We start from the raw sequence: 20351 nt of genomic DNA on the forward strand, positions 1-20351 counted from the left end.
GGTTTGGAAGGAGTCAGTCAACAGTGGTAGAGTTCGCCTCCCGTTCTTTAACATCGACTGACGGCATGGGTTATGCTGGCTAACCGTATCCTGGTGTTGGGCGTGCTGGGCCTGTTGCTCAGCGGCTGCTCTGACAATCATAAAAGCCTTGTGCAACAGGGCCTTGTCTATTGTTCAGAGGGCAACCCCGAAACCTTTAATCCCCAGCTTGGCACCTCCGGCACCACCGCCGATGCCACCGCCAATCAGTTGTATGACAAGCTCATCGATATCGATCCCAAGACCGGTAAGGTCATCCCCCGGTTGGCCCAAAGCTGGCAGATGAGCCCCGATGGCCTGCGTTACACCTTTGAGCTGAGAAAGGGTGTGCAATTTCACACCACGTCTTATTTCACCCCCAGCCGCGATTTTAATGCCGACGATGTGATTTTCAGCTTCCGCCGCCAGTGGGACCAAAACGACCCTTATCACAACGTCTCGGGGGGCGATTACCCCTTCTTTGATGCCGTGGGCCTGGGGATGCAGCTGCACAGCATTATCCGCGACAACGACTATCAGGTGACCTTCGTTCTTAACCGGCCCAACGCCTCGTTTTTGTCGAATCTTGCCACCGATTACGCCGTTATTCTCTCGGCCGAATACGCCAATACCCTGTTGGCCGAAAACCACCCCGAGCAAATCGACAACGAGCCCATCGGCACCGGCCCTTTTGTTTTCGAAAGCTACCGCAAAGACAGCTTTATCCGCTTCAAGGCCAACCCCGATTACTGGGACGGCAAGGTAGCGGTGAACCCGCTTATCTTCGACATCACCAAGAAAAGCTCGCGGCGCCTGGCCAAACTGGTGACCGGCGAATGCGACGTGATGGGCTTGCCGCTGGCCTCGGAAATTGGCGAGATTCAAAAGCACAAAGAGCTGAAGTTGCAATCAGAGCCCGGCCTTAATGTGGGCTTCTGGGCCTTTAACACCGAGCGCCCGCCCCTTAACGACCCGAGGGTGCGCCAGGCGTTGTCGCTGGCCATCGACCACAACACCATCATGCAGGCGGTCTATTACGGCACCGGCTCGGCGGCCAATTCGCTGCTGCCGCCAAGCTCCTGGGCCTATGACGACAATTTGCCCCAGAACAAGCAAAACCTGGCCAAGGCCCGGGAGCTGTTAAACGACGTGGGCCTGGAAAACGGCTTTAACCTCGATGTGTGGGCGATGCCGGTATCGCGCTCCTACAACCCCAATGCCCGCAAGATGGCCGAGCTTATCCAGTCAGATTTGGCCGCCATCAACGTCAAAGTGCGCATCGTCACCTACGACTGGAACACCTTTCGCCGGCGCCTGGCCCGTGGCGAGCACGACTCGGTGCTGATTGGCTGGTCGGCCGACAACACCGACCCGGACAACTTCTTTACTCCCACCCTAAGCTGCGCCGCTATGGCCAGCGGCAACAACAGGGCCAACTGGTGCGACCCGGACTTTGACGCCATCCTGGCCAAGGCCCTGCTCACCCCGGACCGGGATAAACGCAAGGCCTACTACCTGGAGGCCCAGCAGTATCTTGCCAAGGCGGTGCCGGTGGTGCCCATCGCCCACGGCCTGCGCTTTTTGGCCAGCCGCAAAAACATCGACGGCGTGCAGCTGCATCCCTTTGGCGCCATCAGCTTTGCCAAGGCCAGGAGGGTACAATAAGTGCTGTACTACACCCTTCGCCGCCTCAACCTTTTTATCATCACCTTCCTGCTGTTGGCGGTGGTGTCGTTCAGCCTGACCCACCTGGGGCCGGGCAGCGGCCTTAGCCATCTGGCCAACACCGACGGCCTGGGGCCGGGGCAAATCGCGGCGCTGCGTACCCATTACCACCTTGACGACAACCTGGTGGTGCAGTTTGGCTATTACCTGGAGCGCATTTTCACCGGCGACTGGGGCTACTCGCTGAGTAACGGCGAGCCGGTGTTTGCGGCGCTGACCCGCACCCTGCCGGCCACCTTGGAGCTGATTTTGGCGGCCATGTTGCTGGCCTTGCTGATTGGCATTCCTACCGGCGCCTTTGCCGCCGTGTACCGAAAGTCCGGTACCGATTACGCGGTGCAGGGCCTGGCGCTGTTCGGCTATTCCATTCCCATCTACTGGTGGGCGCTGATCCTGGTGATGCTGTTCTCCCTGAAACTCGGTTGGTTGCCGGTGTCGGGAAGGCTCAGCCTTCTGTATGAAATTCCCGCCAAGACCGGCTTTTTGCTGGTGGACATTTGGCTGTCCAAGGTGCCCTATCGCCTTGAGGCCCTGCGCGACGCCCTGGCGCACCTGGTGATGCCAACCCTGGTACTGGCCACGGTGCCCACCGCCGTGGTGGCGCGCCTGACCCGCACTTCGCTTCGGGACGTGCTGAAAAAGAACTACATTCGCGCCGCCCGCGCCAGGGGCGGCTCCATGTGGCGGGTGGTGCGCCGCCACGGCCTGCATAACGCCCTGTTGCCGGTAGGGCGAATCTTGGGCCTGCAATTCTCGGCGCTTATTTCCGGCGCCATCATCACCGAGAGCATTTTCGACTGGCCTGGGGTGGGCAACTACCTTATCAACAGCATTTATTCACGGGACTACCCGGCCATCCAGGGCTGCCTGCTGATGATCTCCACTTTTGTTATCCTGGTCAGCGTGGTGAACGACATTATCTTTACCGCCATGGACCCCTTACACCGAAAACGCCTCCATGCAGAGTCCTAACCTTTACGCCGAAGAGCGCATCCCGTCGCCGCTGGTGCATACCTGGCGGGCGTTTCGTAAAAGCCCCCAGGCCATGGTGGGCCTGTACATCATTGCCGCCTTGCTGCTGGCCGCCATTTTCGGCCCCTGGCTGGCGCCCTTTGACCCTCAGGCTCAGCACCCCGACGCCCTCTTGGTGCCGCCCTCTTGGGCCCAAAACGGCCATGTGGATTACTTTGTCGGTACCGACGACCTTGGCCGGGACTTGTTGTCGCGGCTGCTGTTCGGCGCCCGCCTGACCTTCGGCTCGGCGCTGTTGGTGGTGACCGCCGCCTCGGTGCTGGGAGTAGTACTGGGGGCCATTTCCGGCACCTTGAAGGGCCTGCAGGGCTCGATACTGCACCATTTCCTCGACACCTTGCTGTCTATCCCCTCGGTGCTGCTGGCCATCTTCTTTGTGGCTATCCAGGGCCCGGGGCTGGGCTCGGCGCTGATTGCCGTATGGCTGGCACTGGTACCGCAGTTTGTGCGGGTTACCCACGACGCCGTGGCCTCGGAAATGGAAAAGGAATACGTGGTCGCGGCGCGCCTGGACGGCGTAGGCCGGTTTCGGCTCTTGTGGGACGTTATCCTCCCCAATGTGGGGGATGCCATCGTCCACCAATACGCACTTGGGCTGTCGGCAGCAGTGCTGGACATCAGCGCCCTGGGCTTTTTGAACCTGGGCGCCCAGGCGCCGCTGTCCGAATGGGGCACCATGCTGGCCGGCGCCACCGATTTGGCCTACCTCGCTCCCTGGACCATTACCCTGCCGGGGGTTGCCATCATTACCACCGTCATCGCCATCAACCTGGTGGGCGACGGCCTGCGCCAGGCCCTCAATGCCCGGATGGAGCAATAAATGAGCGCGCTGTTGGATATCCGCAACCTCACCATTTCCCTCGACACCCCCCAAGGGCGGGTTCAGGCGGTAGAGAAGGTCAACTTGCTGATCAACGAAGGCGAGATCCAGGGCCTAGTGGGCGAGTCGGGCTCGGGTAAGTCTTTGGTGGCCAAAGCCATTTTGGGCCTGCAAAGCGACAGCTGGCATGTCCATGCCGATCGCATGCACTGGAAGGGGGTGGAGCTTTCCGATCTGCCCATGGAAGACCGCCGCGAGCTGATTGGCCGCGAGCTGGGTTTTATCTTCCAAGAGCCCATGACCTGCCTCGACCCAATGCTGACCGTGGCCCAGCACCTATTTGAGGCCTTGCCCCACCACCAGTGCCCAGTACCCTTTTGGAATCTCTATGGTCGCCGTCGCTGGCGCGCCCAGGAAGCCAAGGCGCTGCTGCACCGGGTAGGCATTCCCATGCACAAAAGGGTATTGGCCAGTTACCCCCATGAGCTTTCTGAGGGCCTGTGCCAAAAGGTGATGATCGCCATGGCCATTGCCAGCGGCCCCAAGCTCATCATTGCCGACGAACCCACGGCGCAGATGGAAGTGACCACCGAGGCGCGGATCTTCGGCCTGCTGGCGAAACTCAACCAGTTGGGTAACATGTCGGTGCTACTCATTACCCATGACCTTGAGTCCATCAGTAAATGGAGCCACTCCATCACCGTGATGTACTCGGGGCAAACTGTGGAAGCGGGCCCCACCCAGAGCATTTTGACCCGACCTCATCACCCCTATACCCAGGCGCTGCTGCGCTCCATCCCCCATTTTGAAGAGGGGCTGGAGCACAAGTCGCACCTGCACACCCTGCCGGGCTCCATTCCGCCGCTCCAGCACCTGCCCATCGGCTGCCAGCTTGGGCCCCGTTGCCCAAGGGCCCAGCGAAAATGCGTGGAAAAACCTCTGGTTAAAGACCTCAAGGGCCACCGCTTTGCCTGCCACTACCCCATTAACATGGAGGACTGAGCATGGCCCTTTTGGAAGTAAACGAACTGTCCAAGACCTACGCGACCCGTGACGGCTTTTTCAAAAAAAGCCGGATCATGGCCGTTGCTCCCCTGTCCTTTACTCTGGAAGCGGGCCAGACGCTGGCCATTGTGGGTGAAACCGGTTCGGGTAAAACCACGGTGGCCAAGCTCTTGGTGGGGGCCGAAAAGGCCAGCAGCGGCGAGGTAAAACTGGGCGGCGAGCCGTTAACCCTGCACTCGCCCCAGGCCTGCCGTTCCATTCGCATGATTTTCCAAGACCCCTCCACCACCCTTAACCCCAGAGTGACCATAGGCCGGCAACTGGAAGAGCCCTTAAAGCTCAATACCGACCTGACCCCAGCCCAGCGCCAGGCCAAAATCGAAACCACCCTGGTACGGGCCGGTTTGCTGGCCGAACACGCCGACTACTACCCGCACATGATCTCCGGCGGCCAAAAGCAGCGGGTGGCTCTGGCCCGGGCGCTGATCCTCGGGCCCAAGGTGCTGGTGTGCGACGAAGCCCTGGCGGCCCTGGACGTGTCGCTTCGCGGGCAAATCCTCAACTTCATGCTCGACGAGCAGAAAAAGCACAAGCTCTCTTACGTGTTTGTGTCCCATAACATGGGCATCGTCAAACACATCTCCGATCAGGTGCTGGTGATGCATCACGGTGAGGTGGTGGAGCGCGGGCCGACAGAGGTAGTGTTTAGCGACCCCCAGCATGAGGTGACCCGCCGCATGCTGATGGCCCAGAACCTGCTGGGCAATTGAAAAAGGCCGCTGATGCGGCCTTTTTCATGCAGCGGCGCTAACCGGCGCTTTCTTTAAAAGCTCGCTAAGAAGGCCAATGCTGGTGGCCTCATCGCTGGCCAGTACCAGCGCTTTGCCAAGGCTCAGAGCCTGTTGCTCGGCCTTAGCGCGCAGTTCATCGTCAAGGCTGGTGATGTCGGCCACGTGAGCCAGGCCCAGGGTGCGGCGGATAAGCTCGGTACCGGCGTAGCCCAGGGTGTCTTGCAGCACCTTGGCCACGAAGCGGCGCTGGTAACGGGCATTAACAAGGGCCACATCCTTACTGCCCTTTAACAGCGCGCTAAAGCGGCTCTCAAAGCGCTGCCAGAACACCAGGCACTGCTCAACCAGCCAGGCGGCGTACGCCTCATTACCCAAGGTATGGTGGCGACACCAGGCCAGCAGCAGGTTGCCAATCACCGAGCCCACATCAAAACCAATGGGGCCGAAAAAGCCAAACTCGGCGTCAATCACCTTGAGCTCGCCGGGGCCGGAGAATACCGAGCCTGAGTGCACGTCACCGTGGAGCAGCGATTGCGGGCAGGACAAAAAGTGCACCTTAAGTTCGGCAACCCGGGCCAGCAGCTCGTCGTCTTGCCAGAGGGCCTCGGCGCTTTGGCGGCTGGCCGGGAAGATATCGTTGCGCTCGTGCTCGCGGTAAGGGTCGGTAAAGAACAAGTCTTCGGTAATAAGGCACAGATCGGGGTTGATAAATTGGCTGACCAGGGCCTTTTTCTGTTTCGGGTCGAGCTCGAAATCCGAGTAGGCATAGAGACTATCTGCCAGGTAATCGGCCAGATTTTGCCCCATGTTATCGACCTTTTCGGCGTTAATGAGGCGCTTTCGCAGCAGTTCAAGGTGGCTTAAATCCTCCTCGACCATGGCGTACTGCTCGAGATCAAAATCCAGCACCTTCACCACCCACTCGGGGGCCACTTTGCCATGGGCCTTGAGCACCTCGGCTTCGATACGGGCCCGCTCCAGGCTCAGCGGCCAAGATTCGCCCACGCAGCGGGCGTAAGGCAGCGCCTGTTTGACGATAAAGCTGGAATCGGCCGTTTGCAGGTGGAACACCAGGTTGAGATTGCCATCCCCTATCTCGCGGCAACTGACATCGGCATCCGCCGCGATGAGTCCACGTTGTTTGGCAAAGGCGACAGCGGCCAGGCTGTCAAAGGCCTGATAAGGCATGGCACGACTCCGGTATATCGGTATAAACACCCGGAGATTTAAACGTAAAAACGTTTAGACGTCTACACCTCTCTTTTATTCAATGGCAAAATGGCGTTTTTGTTTGCCACGGACCGACCATGACCCAACGCACAGCCACCGCCCTTCGCTACCAGAACGGTACCCTGGCCATCCTCGACCAACGCGCCCTGCCCAGCGAAACCCTTTGGGTTGAGGTAAAAGACGCCGACCATCTTGTGGCCCTTATTCAAAGCCTGGCCATTCGCGGTGCGCCCTTGATTGGCATTGCCGCGGTGTTGTTTTTGGCGGTTGCGGCCAAAGCCGGTAAGGACGCCCGAACCCTCAAGGCCATCAGTGCCCAGCTGCGGGCAAGCCGCCCCACTGCCGTCAACCTGATGAACCTCTTGGACAGGCTCAACCCGCTGCTGGATAAAGACAGCGCCACCATCGAGGCTGCCGCCGTCGCCCTTTTTGACGAAGACGTGGCCCTTTGTGAGCGCATCAGTGACGTCGGCCTGCCGCTTTTTAAAAAAGGCTGTCGGGTACTCACCCACTGCAACACCGGTGGCCTGCCCACTGCCGGGCGCGGCACCGCCCTTGGGGTGGTCACCCGTGCCCAGGAAGCAGGCCTTGCCCCTTTTGTGTGGGTCGATGAAACCCGCCCCCTGGGTCAGGGCTCGCGCCTTACCGCCTATGAGCTAAAAGAAGCCGGGGTTGCCCATAAACTGCAACCCGACAGCGCTGCCGCCAGCCTCTTTGCCGCCGGCAAGGTTGACTTGGTGGTGGTTGGCGCCGACCGCATCGCCGCCAACGGCGATACCGCCAACAAGGTCGGTACCCTGATGCTGGCCGTGCTGGCCAAGCATTTTGGCGTGCCCTTTTACATTGCCGCCCCCTGGACCACCGTTGACCCGGCCTGCCCTGGCGCGGCGGCCATTCCCATCGAGGACCGCCCGGCAGATGAATTGCTGAGCCTTGGCAACAAGCAACTGGCCCCGAGCGGCACGGCGACTTACAATCCGGGTTTTGACGTGACACCTGCTACCCTTATCAGCGGCTGGATCACCGACCGGGGGCTGATCACCAACCCCGATGCTTTTTCGCAATAAAAGAGATAGGAATCATGACCAAAGGACTCTGGCTTGCCCTTCCCTTGCTGCTGGCCGGTTGCGCCAGCACCAGCGCACCACAGCCCACCCTTGCCGACCGCTACCAGGCCGCCCTTGAAGACGCGGCGCTGATAGAGCCCGGCGAAGACGTGCCGCTGGCCACCCCGGCCAAAGGCACCATCAGGGTAGTGACCTGGACCAAGTACCCCGACAGCTTCCCAAGGGGCCGTTATGTCACCACCAACTGGGGTGACACCTGGGTCACGTTGGACGGCGACGTAAAACGCTTTTGCAAGGCTTATCAAAACAAGATTGGCCAAACCCAGGCCTTGCTGGGGCTGCCCCAGGTGGCGGGTGAGCAGCGCCAGTTTGTCACCTTGGAAGTGAAATCGGCTGAGCTGTTTCGGCCCTGCGCCAACCCTGACACCGATAAACTGCGCTGCACCGCAGGCTTCCCGGCCAAAGTCCCGGCCAGCCACCTGGCCTGGTACGCCGAGCAGGTGGCCACCGCTTATCGTGCCGACGGCTTCCCCTGGACCCGCCTGGGTTACACCTACAACTACAACATTGGCGCCAGCGAAGTGGGCCCCACCGAATTCGTGCTGCCCAAGGGCAGCCGCGCCAAGGTGGTCTCGGCCATTGCCACCGTCAGTTACTGCCAATAAAAAAGCCCCGAAAGGGGCTTTTTTCATGCGGCGTCGATAAAGTTCTCGGCCAGTTTGTCGCCGGTGTGCTGGGCTACCCAGCCATCGGGGTTGGTAAAGAGCCTCACCGCCACAAAATAGGGCTCGGTGCCCATGTCAAACCAGTGTTTGGTACCGGCCGGTACCGAGATAAAATCCCCTTCGGTGCAGGTAACCGCGTAGACGTGGTTATTGAGATGCAGGTAGAAGATGCCGCTGCCGGCGGCAAAAAAGCGCACCTCGTCTTCCACGTGGATATGCTCGTCTAAGAACTTCTTGCGAAGCTCGCCGGCATTGGGGTTGTCAGGCTGGATAGAGACCACGTCCACGCTCTGGTAGCCACTTTGTTGGCGCCAGTCGTTGATGGCGTCTTGGTAGCTGGCCATTACCGCATCGGGGCTAAGATCGTCAAGGCTGCGGGGGGGCAGGTATTGGTAGGCGATGCCAACAGCAGACAGCTTCTCGGCCACAACGGCGCGGTCGTGCCAGCTGCCCAGCTCAATGCCGTTCTCGCTGCATAAGGTCAGGGTGGTCATAGGGTCACCTCTTGGAAATGATGGGCCTGAGGATAACCCTCTGCCGCCACTGTTCCGGGTCTGACCAGTTGGCAGACCGCAAAACCGGCTGCCCTGGCCGCCGCCAGCTCTTCCTTGATATCGGACAAGAACAAGATGGCCTCGCCCGGCAAGCCCAGCGCCTTGGCGATATTGTGGTAGCTGGCCTCTTCACGCTTGTGGCCGATGCGGGTGTCGAAGTTGGCCTCGAACAGCCCTTGCAAGTCGCCAGCGTCCGAGTAGCCAAACAGCAGTTTTTGCGCCGCCACCGAGCCGGAGGAATAGACCGCCAGGCGCAGCCCTTGCTCTTGCCAGGCGTCAAGCGCCGCCGGCACTTCCGGGTAGACATGGCCGGTAAAGTCGCCATTTTGGTAGCCGTGCTGCCAAATCAGCCCTTGCAGGGTCTTAAGAGGGGTGACTTTACGGTCTTCGTCAATCCAGCTAATGAGGGCGTCAATCTGGCCTTCGGTGTCGTCAGCAGCAAGACCTGCCTCTTCGCTTACCGCCGCCAGGGCCTCGGCAACTTGCGCCTCGCCAAGGTGGCTGCGCACATAATCGGCCATCCGCGCTCGGGCGTAGGGAAACAACACCTTGTGTACAAAGGCAATATCGGTTGTGGTCCCTTCCACATCCATCACCACCGCTTTGATCATTTGCGCCACTCCCACTCGCATTGCAGCAAAAATTCCAACCCCTCTAAATGGCGCCAGGCTTCCTCGGCGCTGTCGCCGAAGGCATAAAGGCCATGGCCCTTTAGCAGCAAGCCGCCAACAAAGGGGCTGGCCGCGTAACGGGCTTTAATGTCCTGGGCCAAGGCCTGCATATCTTGAGTGTTGTCAAAGCAGGCAATGGCCAGAGGCTCGAGGTGGCTGGTCACGCCGCGAATGGCCTTTTGCATCTCATAGCCTTCGAGCCACAGGGTATCGCCGGGGGTCTTTCGGGATAACAGCGTGGAGGCCACCGAGTGGGTGTGAAACACCGCCTTGATGGCCGGATCGCTGGCATATAACGCGCAGTGCACCAGGGTTTCGGCGCTGGGTTTAGGGCCTTCGACCACCTTGCCATCGAGGTCTACTTTAACCAGGTCGGCTTCGCTTAGGTTGGCCTTATCGACACCGGAGGCGGTGATCAGGCAGTGGCGCTCATCAAGGCGCAGTGACAAATTGCCGCCGGTGGCAGGCAGCCAGTGGCGGCGGGCCGCCTCGTTGCAATGACGCAGCAGGGTTTGGACAAGTCCCGGGCGGGACATAGGCACTCCGTTTGGGCATATAGACGTCTAAGTTGCCAAATCCTAGCATTCTGCTACCCTGTCGCCAAACTCTTTAGGCTGGAATTGCCGTGACCCCAAGCTCTAAACTGCCCCAGGTTGGCACCACCATTTTCACCCGAATGTCGGCCCTGGCCGCCGAAAAAGGCGCATTGAACCTGTCCCAGGGGTTCCCGGACTTTGCTCCCGACCAGCGCCTGCTGCAGCGCGCCGCAGACGCGGTGCTCCATGGCAACAACCAGTACGCCCCCATGACCGGCCTGCCGGCCCTGCGCGGCGCCATTGCCGCCCTCATTGAGCGCCATTATCAGCGCGAGGTGGACGCAGCAAGCGAAATTACCGTTACCAGCGGCGCCTCGGAAGCGATATTCGATGCCATTGCCGCCCTGGTGCGCCCAGGCGATGAAGTGGTGCTGTTTGACCCCGCCTACGACCTTTACGAGCCTGCGGTAACCCTCGCCGGAGGCCAGTGCCAGCGGCTGGTGCTGACCGCGCCGGATTTTCGCCCCGACTGGCAGGCGTTTGAAGCCTTGCTGTCCGAGAAAACCCGGTTGGTGCTCATCAACAGCCCCCACAACCCCACCGGCAGCTGCTGGCAGAGCGCCGACCTTGACGCGCTATGGCAGGCCATCGCCAGCCGCGACATTTACGTGCTGTCGGACGAGGTGTACGAGTTCATCCACTTTGGCCAGGAGGCGCTGAGCGTCCATAGCCATAGCGAGCTTCGTGAGCGCAGCCTGGTGGTCTCTTCCTTTGGTAAAAGCTTTCACCTCACCGGCTGGAAACTTGGCTACGCGGTGGCGCCGGCCGCCATCAGCGCCGAGCTTCGCAAGGTGCACCAGTTCGTGACCTTTTGCACCGTCAACCCGCTGCAACAGGCCATCGCCGGCCACCTGACAGCCCTGCCGGAAGAAACCTTTGCGCTGGGGCCTTTTTACCGGCAAAAGCGCGACGTGCTGCGCGCGGCGCTCACCAAAAGCCGCTTCAAGCTGCTCCCTTGCGAGGGCACCTATTTTCAGCTGCTCGACTACAGCGCCATCAGCGATGAAGACGACGTGAGCTTTTGCGAGCGCCTGGTGGATGAAGTGGGGGTGGCGGCCATTCCGGTCAGCGTTTTCTACCAAAACCCGCCTAAGGGCCAACGCCTTATTCGGCTTTGTTTTGCCAAGGAAGAAGCCACCTTGATTGAAGCCGCACAAAGGCTTTCACAGCTCTAACGAGAAAGGCCGCAAACGCGGCCTTTTTTCATCGCTATCGAGGTACAGGGTAGCGTCAGCCCGGCTTTTGCCAGGCCTCGGTGCCATAGAGTGGCACCGTGGAGATGGCATGGTGGGTGCTGCCCTGGGTTTCCTTGGTGGAGTAGGAAAGGTAAATCAGGGTTTGGTGCTCACCGTCCCAAATCCGCCGTACCTTCAAGGATTTGAACAGTACCGATAAAGACTCTTTAAAGACCGACTCGCCGGATTTGGACTTGTCTATTCCCTTGAGCATCTCGGCGGTGATGGGGCCGGTCTGGCGACAAGCGATGGACATATCCGAGGGATCGGAAAAGCTCAAATCGTCTTCCACATGGGCCACATGGCAGGTCACGCCGGGGATCTTCGGGTCGGTAAAGCCTTTGACCACCACATCCTTGGTGGTAAACCAGCCCAGGGACACCCTGGCGCTGTCGTCGCCACAGCCGCTCAGCAGCAACAGCACCAACAAGGTAAGTTTCTTCATAAAGCCTCCTTAAAAAAACCCCGGCAAGCCGGGGTTTTCACATTATCAGCCGTTGTTGCTGATATTGAAGTACTTCACTTTCGCCGTTTCCCTCAGGGCATCAATGAACTGCTTGTTGGCTTCATTGCTGCGCTGCTGGGCCAGCTGCTTTTGCCACATCTCGATAACCGGTTTGTCGGCATCGGTAGGCTGGTAAGCATGGATGGCATCAACCTTCACCACGGCGCTGTCGCCGTTAGCCAGGGCCACCAGTTCCTTGCCACCTTTTTCCTGCTCAAAAGCGCTGTGAACAATCGCCTGGGCCAGTTTTTGGTCCTGGCGGTTCACGCCTTTGCTGGTTTCAAGGGTCAAGCCTTGCTCGGTGAGCCAAGCGCTAACGTCGTCACCGGCGTTGAGTTTATCCAGCAGGGTTTGAGCGATTGCCTTGGCCTTAGCCTCGGCTTTCTCGGTGCGCAGGGTCTTGGCGATGGCGTCTTTGACTTCATCCAGAGACTTGCGATGGGCCTCTTTGTAGTCACTGGCGCGGACCACGAACACGTGCTCTTTACCGGCTTCGATGACTTCCGAGTTCACCTTGTCGAGCTTGACGCTGTCAGAGAAGGCGGCGTCCAGCACCTTGGGATAGTTCACATCGGCCGGGACTTGGTCACGGGCAAAGAGGGCCACGTGCTTGACGGTAAGACCTGCCGCCTTGGCGGCGCCTTGCAGGCTGTCCGGGTTCTCGAAGGCCAGTTTCTCCAGCTTGTCCTGCTTGTCGTAGAACAGATCGTCAGCCTTCTTCTTGGCGATGTCGGCCTTGATTTGGTCCTTCACCTCAGCCAGCGGCTTAACAGCCTCTGGGCGAACGCCAGTCAGTTCAATCAGGTGATAGCCGAAGGAAGACTTGATGGGGCCCACCACGTCACCTTCTTTTTTGATGCCGAACAGGGCAGTGTCGAAAGCCGGGTCGTAAACACCCTTTTCGTTCCAGCCAAGATCGCCGCCTTTTTCAGCGCTGAACTTGTCGGCAGAATCGGCTTTGGCCACATCGGCAAAGCTTTTACCTGCTTCGATTTCCTTCAGCGCGGCCTTGGCTTTGGCCTCGGCATCGTCGCCGGTGAACAGGATGTGCGACGCGCGGCGCTGCTCGGGGCGCTTGAACTGGTTGGGATTGTCGTTGTAGTAAGCGCCAATCTCGTCGTCGCTGACCTGAATGTCTTTGGCCAGGTTGTCGGCAGACAGCTCTACGTAATCCAGCGCCACCTTCTCAGGGGCCATGTAGCCTTGCGGATCGCTCTCATAACGGGCCTTGATTTCGTCGTCGCTGACCGCAACCTTGTCCAGGTAGCTGGCTGCTTTGACGGTGACACTATCGATATCACGGGTCTGGCGGCTGGCAGCGTACAGGGCTTTGGCTTCATCGGGCAGCACAAAAGAGGTGGCGAGAATGCCTTCAACAAACTGTTGACGGGCAAGGTCGGCACGCATCATTTCGGAAAACTTGCTGGGGTTTAGCCCTTGGTTGCGAAGCACCGCAAGATAACGCTCGTTATCAAATTTGCCGTTGTCTTGGAAGGCTTCGATGCCACGAATGGCCTCTTTGACTTGGTCGTCAGAAACCCTAAGGCCCATCTGGCTGATGGCGTCGGCCACCAAGTGCTGGTTGACCAACTGCTCCAGGGCACCGCGGCGCAGCTGCTGCATAAAGGCTTCATTGCCGGACAGCTGCTTGAACATGTCACCGCTTTGGGCTTCCATGCGGGCGCGCTCGTTCTGGTAGGCTCTCTCCAGATCGGTGCGGCTGATGGATTGACCATTGACCTCAGCTGCAGCATTGGCGCCAGGACCGCCTCTGAGATAGGAATAAACACCGGTCAGGGCGAAGGAAAGGATGATGAGCCCGAGGATAATTTTCACTACCCAGCTCTGCGATCCTTCCCGCTTCTGTTCCATCATGTTGTGTTTTCTCTCTTGTATAAAAAAAGCGCATCACCTTGATGATGCGCCCTTTGGCTTTGGCGGAGTGGACGGGACTCGAACCCGCGACCCCCGGCGTGACAGGCCGGTATTCTAACCGACTGAACTACCACTCCTCACATCCTTGGGCGCCAAGGCGAAACCTTGAGGCGCGCCCTGCAAGGCGTCTTAGTTTACGGAGTCTTTCAGCGCTTTACCGGCCTTGAAGGACGGGATTTTAGCAGCGGCGATATTGATGGTAGCGCCGGTCTGAGGGTTGCGGCCAGAACGGGCAGCACGCTCACGAACAGCGAAAGTACCGAAACCGACCAGAGCAACAGAATCACCGTCTTTCAGAGATTCAGTTACAGCGTCAGTGAACGCGTCCAGTGCACGAGCAGCAGCAGCTTTGGAAATGTCAGCACCTGCGGCAATTTTATCGATCAGTTGTGATTTATTCACAATATCATCCCCTTCAATTGTTATTTTTGCTCCGCAGTTAAGATCTCCCAGAAACTGCGGCCTAGCGGAGGTTTTTATATCAAGCCTGTCTGTCTAGTGCAAGCATACAAAAGTATGCTTGTTGAGTCGGCAAACCCTGACAGGACAGGCCCTCCAGCCTAGCGACCAAACCTAGGCTATACCAGAGCGGACACCAGTGGAAAGCCCTCTGACGCAAAAAGTCATCATCAGGCCGCACTTTGTGGTGAAAAGCCCGCCGGATCCTCGGCCAACGCCAGTTTCAGCACCTCGTCAATCCATTTTACCGGATGAATAACCAGGTCCTGCTTGACGTTTTCCGGGATTTCTTCAAGGTCCCGTTCATTTTCAAACGGGATCAGGACATGCTTGATACCACCGCGGTGGGCAGCAAGCAGTTTTTCTTTCAGGCCACCGATGCGCAGCACTTCACCGCGCAGGGTAATTTCCCCGGTCATGGCCACATCGGCACGCACCGGGTTACCGGTCAGGCTGGAAACCAGCGCGGTGCACATGGCGATACCGGCAGAAGGACCATCTTTTGGCGTGGCACCTTCGGGCACGTGAATGTGAATATCACGCTTCTCGTTAAAGTCGCCGTTGATACGCAGCTTCTCTGCCCGGGCCCGCACCACCGTCATGGCTGCCTGGATGGACTCTTTCATCACATCCCCCAGCGAGCCGGTGTAGGTAAGCTTACCTTTGCCGGGTACGCTGGCCGCCTCAATGGTCAGCAAGTCGCCGCCCACTTCGGTCCAGGCCAGGCCGGTAACCTGCCCTACCCGGTTTTCGTCGTCGGCGCGGCCATAATCAAAGCGCATCACGCCCAGGAAGTTGTGCAGGTTGTCACCGTCGATGAGTACCTTGGTGGTGTCCTTTTCCAGCAGCAGCTTCTTCACGGCCTTGCGGCACAGGGTGGAAAGCTCACGCTCGAGGTTACGAACACCGGCTTCGCGGGTGTAGTAGCGAATGATGCCGATAATGGCACTATCAGCGACTTCCAATTCGCCTTTCTTTAACCCATTGCGGCCAATTTGTTTGGGCAGCAGGTGGTTACGGGCGATGTTAAGCTTCTCGTCCTCGGTGTAACCAGACAGGCGAATCACTTCCATACGGTCCAGCAAGGGGCCTGGAATATTCATGGAGTTGGAGGTGGCCACGAACATCACGTCGGACAAGTCGTAATCCACTTCCAGATAGTGGTCGGCAAAGGTGCCGTTTTGCTCCGGATCCAGCACCTCGAGGAGGGCAGAAGCCGGGTCGCCGCGCATGTCAGACGCCATTTTGTCGATTTCATCGAGCAAAAACAGCGGGTTACGCACGCCAACCTTAGCCATTTTCTGGATGAGCTTACCGGGCATGGAGCCAATATAGGTACGGCGGTGACCGCGAATTTCCGCTTCGTCACGCACCCCGCCCAAGGCCACGCGTACGTATTTGCGGCCGGTGGCTTTGGCGATGGATTGGCCCAGGGAGGTTTTACCTACCCCCGGCGGCCCCACCAGGCACAGGATAGGCCCTTTTAACTTGGCGGAGCGAGCTTGCACCGCCAAGTACTCGAGGATCCGTTCCTTGACCTTCTCCAGGCCAAAGTGGTCGGCATCCAGCACTTCTTCGGCCTTGGCAATGTTCTTTTTGACCTTGGTCTTTTTGGACCAGGGCACCGACACCAGCCAGTCGATGTAGGACCGCACCACGGTGGCTTCGGCCGACATCGGCGACATCATCTTGAGCTTGGACAGCTCGCTGGTGGCCTTGGTTTTGACTTCGTCGGGCATGCCCGCTTCGTCAATCTTGGTTTGCAGGCCTTCAAATTCGTCCGGCGCGTCTTCCAGCTCACCCAGTTCTTTCTGGATGGCCTTCATCTGCTCGTTGAGGTAGTACTCGCGCTGGCTCTTTTCCATCTGCTTTTTGACGCGGCCACGGATGCGCTTTTCGATCTGCAGCAGGTCGATTTCGCTTTCCATTAGCCCAAGCAGATACTCGATGCGTTCACCCAACGGGATGATCTCCAGCACCTTCTGCTTGTCTTCAAGCTTGATGGGCATGTGGGCGGCCATAGTGTCGGCCAGGCGCGCCGGCTCATCGATACCGCTCAAAGAGGTGAGCACCTCGGGCGGGATCTTCTTATTGAGCTTGATGTAGCCTTCAAACTGGTTGATGGCGGTGCGCATCAGCACTTCCTGTTCTTCATCCTCGATGGGCGTGGATTCCAGGAAGGTGACTTCGCCGTGCAGGTAGTCGTCGGCGGTTTCCAGGCTGTTGATCTGGGCCCGCTGGTTGCCCTCCACCAACACCTTGACGGTGCCGTCGGGGAGTTTGAGCATCTGCAAAATGGTGGCGACAGTGCCTACGGGGTAGATGTCGTCCAGTTCGGGGTCGTCCTGTTCAGCGTCTTTTTGCGCGACCAAGAACACTTGTTTGTCCTGGGCCATGGCAGCTTCCAGGCAGTTCACAGACTTGTCGCGGCCCACGAAAAGGGGGATCACCATGTAGGGATAGACCACCACGTCTCGCAGTGGCAGTACGGGAATTTCAATGCGTTCTGAACGCTCTAGAGTCATGCGGATCTCCAGGGGAGGCTGATAGGCTCAAGATGGGGATGCCGTTCACTAATTTCAAGAAAAAAACGAGGCAAAAGCCTCGTTTTTTTCTGATAGCGCCCAATCAGTTAGATGAGGCGACTTTATCTTCGGAACGGTAAATCAAGATAGGTTTGGACTCGCCGCGGATAACCGCTTCGTCCACCACCACCTTGTCTACGTTGTCGAGGCTGGGCAGCTCGTACATGGTATCGAGCAACACCCCCTCAACGATGGAGCGCAGGCCCCGGGCACCGGTTTTGCGGTCCATGGCCTTGTGGGCAATGGCTTTGAGCGCATCGTCACGGAACTCCAGCTCCGACCCTTCTAGGGAGAACAGGGCTTGATACTGCTTGGTGAGCGCGTTTTTCGGCTCAGACAAGATTTGCACCAGCGCCGCTTCGTCCAGTTCGTCCAGGGTGGCAACCACCGGCAGACGACCGATGAACTCGGGAATAAGGCCGTATTTGACCAGATCTTCGGGCTCAACCTTACGGAACAGCTCGGAGATGGAAGCCTTGTCTTTATCCCCTTTCACCTCGGCACCAAAACCGATGCCTTTGGAGGTGGCGGTACGGGCATCAACAACCTTATCGAGGCCAGCAAAAGCGCCACCGCAGATAAAGAGGATCTTGGAGGTATCAACCTGCAAGAACTCCTGCTGCGGATGCTTACGGCCGCCTTGAGGGGGAACCGCAGCCACGGTGCCTTCAATCAGTTTCAAAAGCGCCTGCTGCACCCCTTCACCGGACACGTCGCGAGTGATGGAGGGGTTGTCCGACTTGCGGGAGATCTTGTCAATCTCGTCGATATAAACAATGCCGCGCTGGGCTTTGTCGATATCGTAATCGCACTTTTGCAGCAGTTTCTGGATGATGTTTTCAACATCCTCACCCACATAACCAGCTTCGGTCAGGGTGGTGGCATCGGCCATGGTAAAAGGCACGTCCAGCAAACGGGCCAGGGTTTCGGCCAGCAGCGTTTTACCGGAGCCGGTCGGGCCTATCAGCAGGATGTTGCTCTTACCCAGCTCCACGTCGTCGTGGCTGGGATTACGCAACCTTTTGTAGTGGTTGTAGACGGCAACGGACAGCACCTTTTTGGCGTGCTCCTGGCCAATCACGAAATCATCCAGGTGATTACGGATCTCTTTTGGCACAGGCAGGCTGTCCTTGGCCTGGCGTGGGGCGATTTCCTTTATCTCTTCGCGAATGATGTCATTACACAAGTCCACGCATTCGTCACAGATAAAAACCGACGGGCCCGCAATCAGCTTGCGGACTTCGTGTTGGCTCTTACCGCAAAAGGAGCAGTACAACAGTTTGCCGTCGCCACCACCTTTAGTGCTTTCAGTCATTGGTTACCTCTTGCTGTGCAGGTTTCAAGGTCGTCCCTGCCCGGCTTTCACTTAATTGTAGGATACGACCGAATCAGCGGCTGGCAAGCACAGAATCAATAAGACCGTACTCTTTGGCCTGCTCGGCGGTCATGAAACGATCGCGGTCAGTATCCTGAGTGATGGTGTCCAGCGGCTGGCCGGTGTGGTCTGCCAGCAGGCGGTTTAAGCGATCTTTGATAAACAGAATTTCCTTGGCGTGGATCTCGATATCTGACGCTTGGCCCTGAAAACCGCCCAGCGGCTGGTGGATCATCACCCTGGCATTGGGCAGGCAGTGACGCTTGCCCTTGGCACCGCCAGCTAGCAGGAAGGCGCCCATGGAGGCGGCCTGACCGATACAAACGGTGCTGACGTCGGCCTTGATGAACTGCATGGTGTCGTAAATCGCCATGCCGGCCGTAACAGAGCCACCCGGAGAGTTGATGTAGATATGGATATCTTTCTCAGGGTTCTCTGACTCCAGGAACAGGAGCTGGGCCACGATAAGGTTGGCCATGTGATCTTCAACCTGGCCGGTCAGGAAGATCACCCGCTCTTTCAACAAGCGGGAGTAAATATCAAAGGAGCGCTCCCCACGTGCGGTCTGTTCGATGACCATGGGCACCAGGGCGTTCATGATGTCGTTCTCGGCGGTTAGCTTCATTAAGGTTCCTGAAATGAAAAATGGCTCGAGGGTTGCTCGAGCCATTATAACGTCGCTTTGTTAAAGCAAGTCAACGGACGGGGATTAGCCCTGGTTTCCGTTGTTCATGATTTCATCAAAAGCGGCCGCTTTTTCGGAAACCTTGGCCTTGGCCAGGATGGCGTCAACGGCTTGCTCTTCCAGAGCCAGGTTACGCATCTGCTCGATGGTTTCCTTGTTCTCGTTGAAGTACTTGATCACTTCAGCCGGATCTTCGTAGGCAGAAGCCTGGTTGGCGATCAGCTCTTGAACGCGGGCATCGTCAACTTTGATGTCTTCGCTGCGGATAACTTCACCCAGCAGCAGGCCAACCTGGACGCGGCGGCGAGCTTGTTCTTCGAACAGCTCAGCCGGCAGCTCGGGCAGGTTGTTGGCGTTAACGTTACCACCGAAGCGAGACAGGGCCTGGCGACGCAGGTTGTCAACTTCCTGGGCAACCAGAGCGGCAGGCACTTCTACGTCGTTAGCCTTGATAAGGCCGTCGAGAACCTGCTCTTTTACCTTGTTGCGCAGAACGTTGTTCAGCTCGCGCTCCATGTTTTTGAGCACTTCGGCTTTGAGCGCATCGATGCCGCCTTCGGCGATACCAAAGCGGGTAGCGAACTCGTCGGTCAGCTCAGGCAGTTCCTGAACCTCAACGGCACTGACCTTGATGGCGAAGCTGGCGGCTTTGCCTTTGAGGTTTTCAGCGTGGTAGTCCTCGGGGAAAGTCACCTCGGAAACCAGCTCTTCACCGGCTTTTTTGCCAATGATGCCGTCTTCAAAACCGGGGATCATGCGGCCTTGGCCCAGTTGCAGCTGGAAGCCTTCGGCTTTGCCACCTTCGAACTCTTCGCCGTCGATGCTGCCAACGAAATCAATGGTCACGCGGTCGCCGTCAGCGGCGGCTTTGTCGGATTCAACCCAGCTGGCGTGCTGCTTTTGCAGGGTTTCCAGCATTTTGGCCATGTCTTCGTCTTTGATCTCAACGGCCGGCTTTTCTACTTCTACCGTGTCCAGGCCTTTGAGTTCTACCTCTGGGTAGACTTCGAAAGTGGCGGTGAACTCGAAATCGCTGCCGGTTTCGTCTTTGGTGATTTCAAAGCGGGGGGCTCCAGCCGGGTTCAGTTTTTCTTTGACGATGGCGTCGATGAAATGACGCTCAACAACGCGCTGGGTTACGTCACCACGTACGGCGGCACCGTAACGTTTTTTGATGATGCTGACCGGTACTTTGCCTTTACGGAAGCCATCAACCTTGGCGCGTTTGGCTTCTTCACGCAGGCCGGCTTCAACGGCGCTGTCAATGGTGTCAGCCGGCACAGTGATGGTCAGGCGGCGCTCCAGGCCTTTAATCGTTTCAACAGAAACTTGCATCGT

19 protein-coding genes and 1 tRNA gene are annotated in these 20351 nt (G+C 58.3%); 8 read left to right on the top strand and 12 right to left on the bottom strand.

Annotated elements, in window-relative coordinates:
- Positions 1–72: 72 nt before the first annotated feature.
- Genes sapA through EDC28_RS03880 form a run of 5 tightly spaced genes read left to right on the top strand, consistent with a single transcriptional unit; the run spans position 73 to position 5370 of the window.
- Positions 73–1683, top strand: a complete 1611-nt coding sequence (gene sapA / locus EDC28_RS03860) for an ABC transporter substrate-binding protein SapA (RefSeq protein WP_123420731.1) — start codon at positions 73–75, stop codon at positions 1681–1683.
- The gene (locus tag EDC28_RS03865; protein WP_050658638.1) at positions 1684–2715 is read left to right on the top strand and encodes an ABC transporter permease; all 1032 of its coding nucleotides are present in this window, start codon (positions 1684–1686) and stop codon (positions 2713–2715) included.
- The gene (locus tag EDC28_RS03870) at positions 2702–3595 is read left to right on the top strand and encodes an ABC transporter permease subunit (protein ID WP_050658639.1); all 894 of its coding nucleotides are present in this window, start codon (positions 2702–2704) and stop codon (positions 3593–3595) included. Before EDC28_RS03865 ends, EDC28_RS03870 begins: the two co-directional genes overlap by 14 nt.
- Positions 3596–4597, top strand: a complete 1002-nt coding sequence (locus tag EDC28_RS03875; RefSeq protein ID WP_123420732.1) for a peptide ABC transporter ATP-binding protein — start codon at positions 3596–3598, stop codon at positions 4595–4597. It abuts the gene before it with no gap.
- Positions 4598–4599: 2 nt separating this feature from the next.
- Positions 4600–5370: a peptide ABC transporter ATP-binding protein gene (locus EDC28_RS03880; protein ID WP_417356255.1), complete on the top strand. Its 771-nt coding sequence runs from the start codon at positions 4600–4602 to the stop codon at positions 5368–5370.
- 24 nt (positions 5371–5394) lie between these two features.
- Here the strand turns inward: EDC28_RS03880 and mtnK are convergent, their stop codons facing one another.
- Positions 5395–6579 (bottom strand): S-methyl-5-thioribose kinase, encoded by a 1185-nt coding sequence (mtnK, locus tag EDC28_RS03885; RefSeq protein ID WP_123420733.1) that lies wholly within the window; start codon positions 6577–6579, stop codon positions 5395–5397.
- Positions 6580–6698: 119 nt separating this feature from the next.
- On the opposite strand from mtnK, the gene mtnA reads away from it, so the two are divergent.
- Complete coding sequence (gene mtnA / locus EDC28_RS03890; RefSeq protein ID WP_123420734.1) at positions 6699–7688, top strand: S-methyl-5-thioribose-1-phosphate isomerase; 990 nt, start codon at positions 6699–6701, stop codon at positions 7686–7688.
- Between the two features lie 14 nt (positions 7689–7702).
- The gene (locus tag EDC28_RS03895) at positions 7703–8353 is read left to right on the top strand and encodes a hypothetical protein (RefSeq protein WP_123420735.1); all 651 of its coding nucleotides are present in this window, start codon (positions 7703–7705) and stop codon (positions 8351–8353) included.
- Positions 8354–8376: 23 nt separating this feature from the next.
- Here EDC28_RS03895 and EDC28_RS03900 read toward each other — a convergent pair whose 3' ends face one another.
- The 3 genes from EDC28_RS03900 to EDC28_RS03910 are packed head-to-tail and all read right to left on the bottom strand — an operon-like array spanning position 8377 to position 10174.
- Positions 8377–8907 carry a 1,2-dihydroxy-3-keto-5-methylthiopentene dioxygenase gene (locus tag EDC28_RS03900; RefSeq protein WP_123420736.1) on the bottom strand — a complete coding sequence of 177 codons (531 nt, stop codon included), beginning with the start codon at positions 8905–8907 and terminating at the stop codon, positions 8377–8379.
- On the bottom strand, positions 8904–9578 hold the full coding sequence (gene mtnC / locus EDC28_RS03905) for an acireductone synthase (protein ID WP_123420737.1): 675 nt from the start codon (positions 9576–9578) through the stop codon (positions 8904–8906). Before mtnC ends, EDC28_RS03900 begins: the two co-directional genes overlap by 4 nt.
- Positions 9575–10174 (bottom strand): methylthioribulose 1-phosphate dehydratase, encoded by a 600-nt coding sequence (locus EDC28_RS03910; RefSeq protein WP_123420738.1) that lies wholly within the window; start codon positions 10172–10174, stop codon positions 9575–9577. The genes mtnC and EDC28_RS03910 overlap by 4 nt, the downstream gene beginning before the upstream one ends.
- An 89-nt stretch (positions 10175–10263) precedes the next feature.
- On the opposite strand from EDC28_RS03910, the gene EDC28_RS03915 reads away from it, so the two are divergent.
- A complete protein-coding gene (locus EDC28_RS03915) occupies positions 10264–11409 on the top strand; it encodes a methionine aminotransferase (protein ID WP_123420739.1) in 1146 nt (381 codons plus the stop codon).
- Positions 11410–11464: 55 nt separating this feature from the next.
- On the opposite strand, the gene EDC28_RS03920 is transcribed toward EDC28_RS03915, so the two are convergent.
- The 8 genes from EDC28_RS03920 to tig all read right to left on the bottom strand — a co-directional run bounded on the left by EDC28_RS03920 (position 11465) and on the right by tig (position 20348).
- Positions 11465–11914 carry a CreA family protein gene (locus tag EDC28_RS03920; RefSeq protein WP_123420740.1) on the bottom strand — a complete coding sequence of 150 codons (450 nt, stop codon included), beginning with the start codon at positions 11912–11914 and terminating at the stop codon, positions 11465–11467.
- 45 nt (positions 11915–11959) lie between these two features.
- Positions 11960–13849: a peptidylprolyl isomerase gene (gene ppiD, locus EDC28_RS03925; RefSeq protein WP_123420741.1), complete on the bottom strand. Its 1890-nt coding sequence runs from the start codon at positions 13847–13849 to the stop codon at positions 11960–11962.
- Positions 13850–13909: 60 nt separating this feature from the next.
- Positions 13910–13986: transfer RNA gene (locus EDC28_RS03930), tRNA-Asp, on the bottom strand.
- Positions 13987–14038: 52 nt separating this feature from the next.
- Positions 14039–14311, bottom strand: coding sequence for a nucleoid-associated protein HU-beta (gene hupB / locus EDC28_RS03935; protein ID WP_050658651.1), 273 nt, complete (start codon positions 14309–14311; stop codon positions 14039–14041).
- A gap of 227 nt (positions 14312–14538) precedes the next feature.
- Positions 14539–16893 (bottom strand): endopeptidase La, encoded by a 2355-nt coding sequence (gene lon, locus EDC28_RS03940; protein WP_050658652.1) that lies wholly within the window; start codon positions 16891–16893, stop codon positions 14539–14541.
- Positions 16894–16996: 103 nt separating this feature from the next.
- On the bottom strand, positions 16997–18268 hold the full coding sequence (gene clpX / locus EDC28_RS03945; protein ID WP_123420742.1) for an ATP-dependent protease ATP-binding subunit ClpX: 1272 nt from the start codon (positions 18266–18268) through the stop codon (positions 16997–16999).
- 73 nt (positions 18269–18341) lie between these two features.
- Positions 18342–18953 carry an ATP-dependent Clp endopeptidase proteolytic subunit ClpP gene (gene clpP / locus EDC28_RS03950; protein ID WP_050658654.1) on the bottom strand — a complete coding sequence of 204 codons (612 nt, stop codon included), beginning with the start codon at positions 18951–18953 and terminating at the stop codon, positions 18342–18344.
- An 84-nt stretch (positions 18954–19037) separates the two neighbouring features.
- Complete coding sequence (tig, locus tag EDC28_RS03955; RefSeq protein WP_050658655.1) at positions 19038–20348, bottom strand: trigger factor; 1311 nt, start codon at positions 20346–20348, stop codon at positions 19038–19040.
- Positions 20349–20351 lie beyond the last annotated feature (3 nt).

The organism is Gallaecimonas pentaromativorans (assembly GCF_003751625.1).
Classification (GTDB): domain Bacteria; phylum Pseudomonadota; class Gammaproteobacteria; order Enterobacterales; family Gallaecimonadaceae; genus Gallaecimonas; species Gallaecimonas pentaromativorans.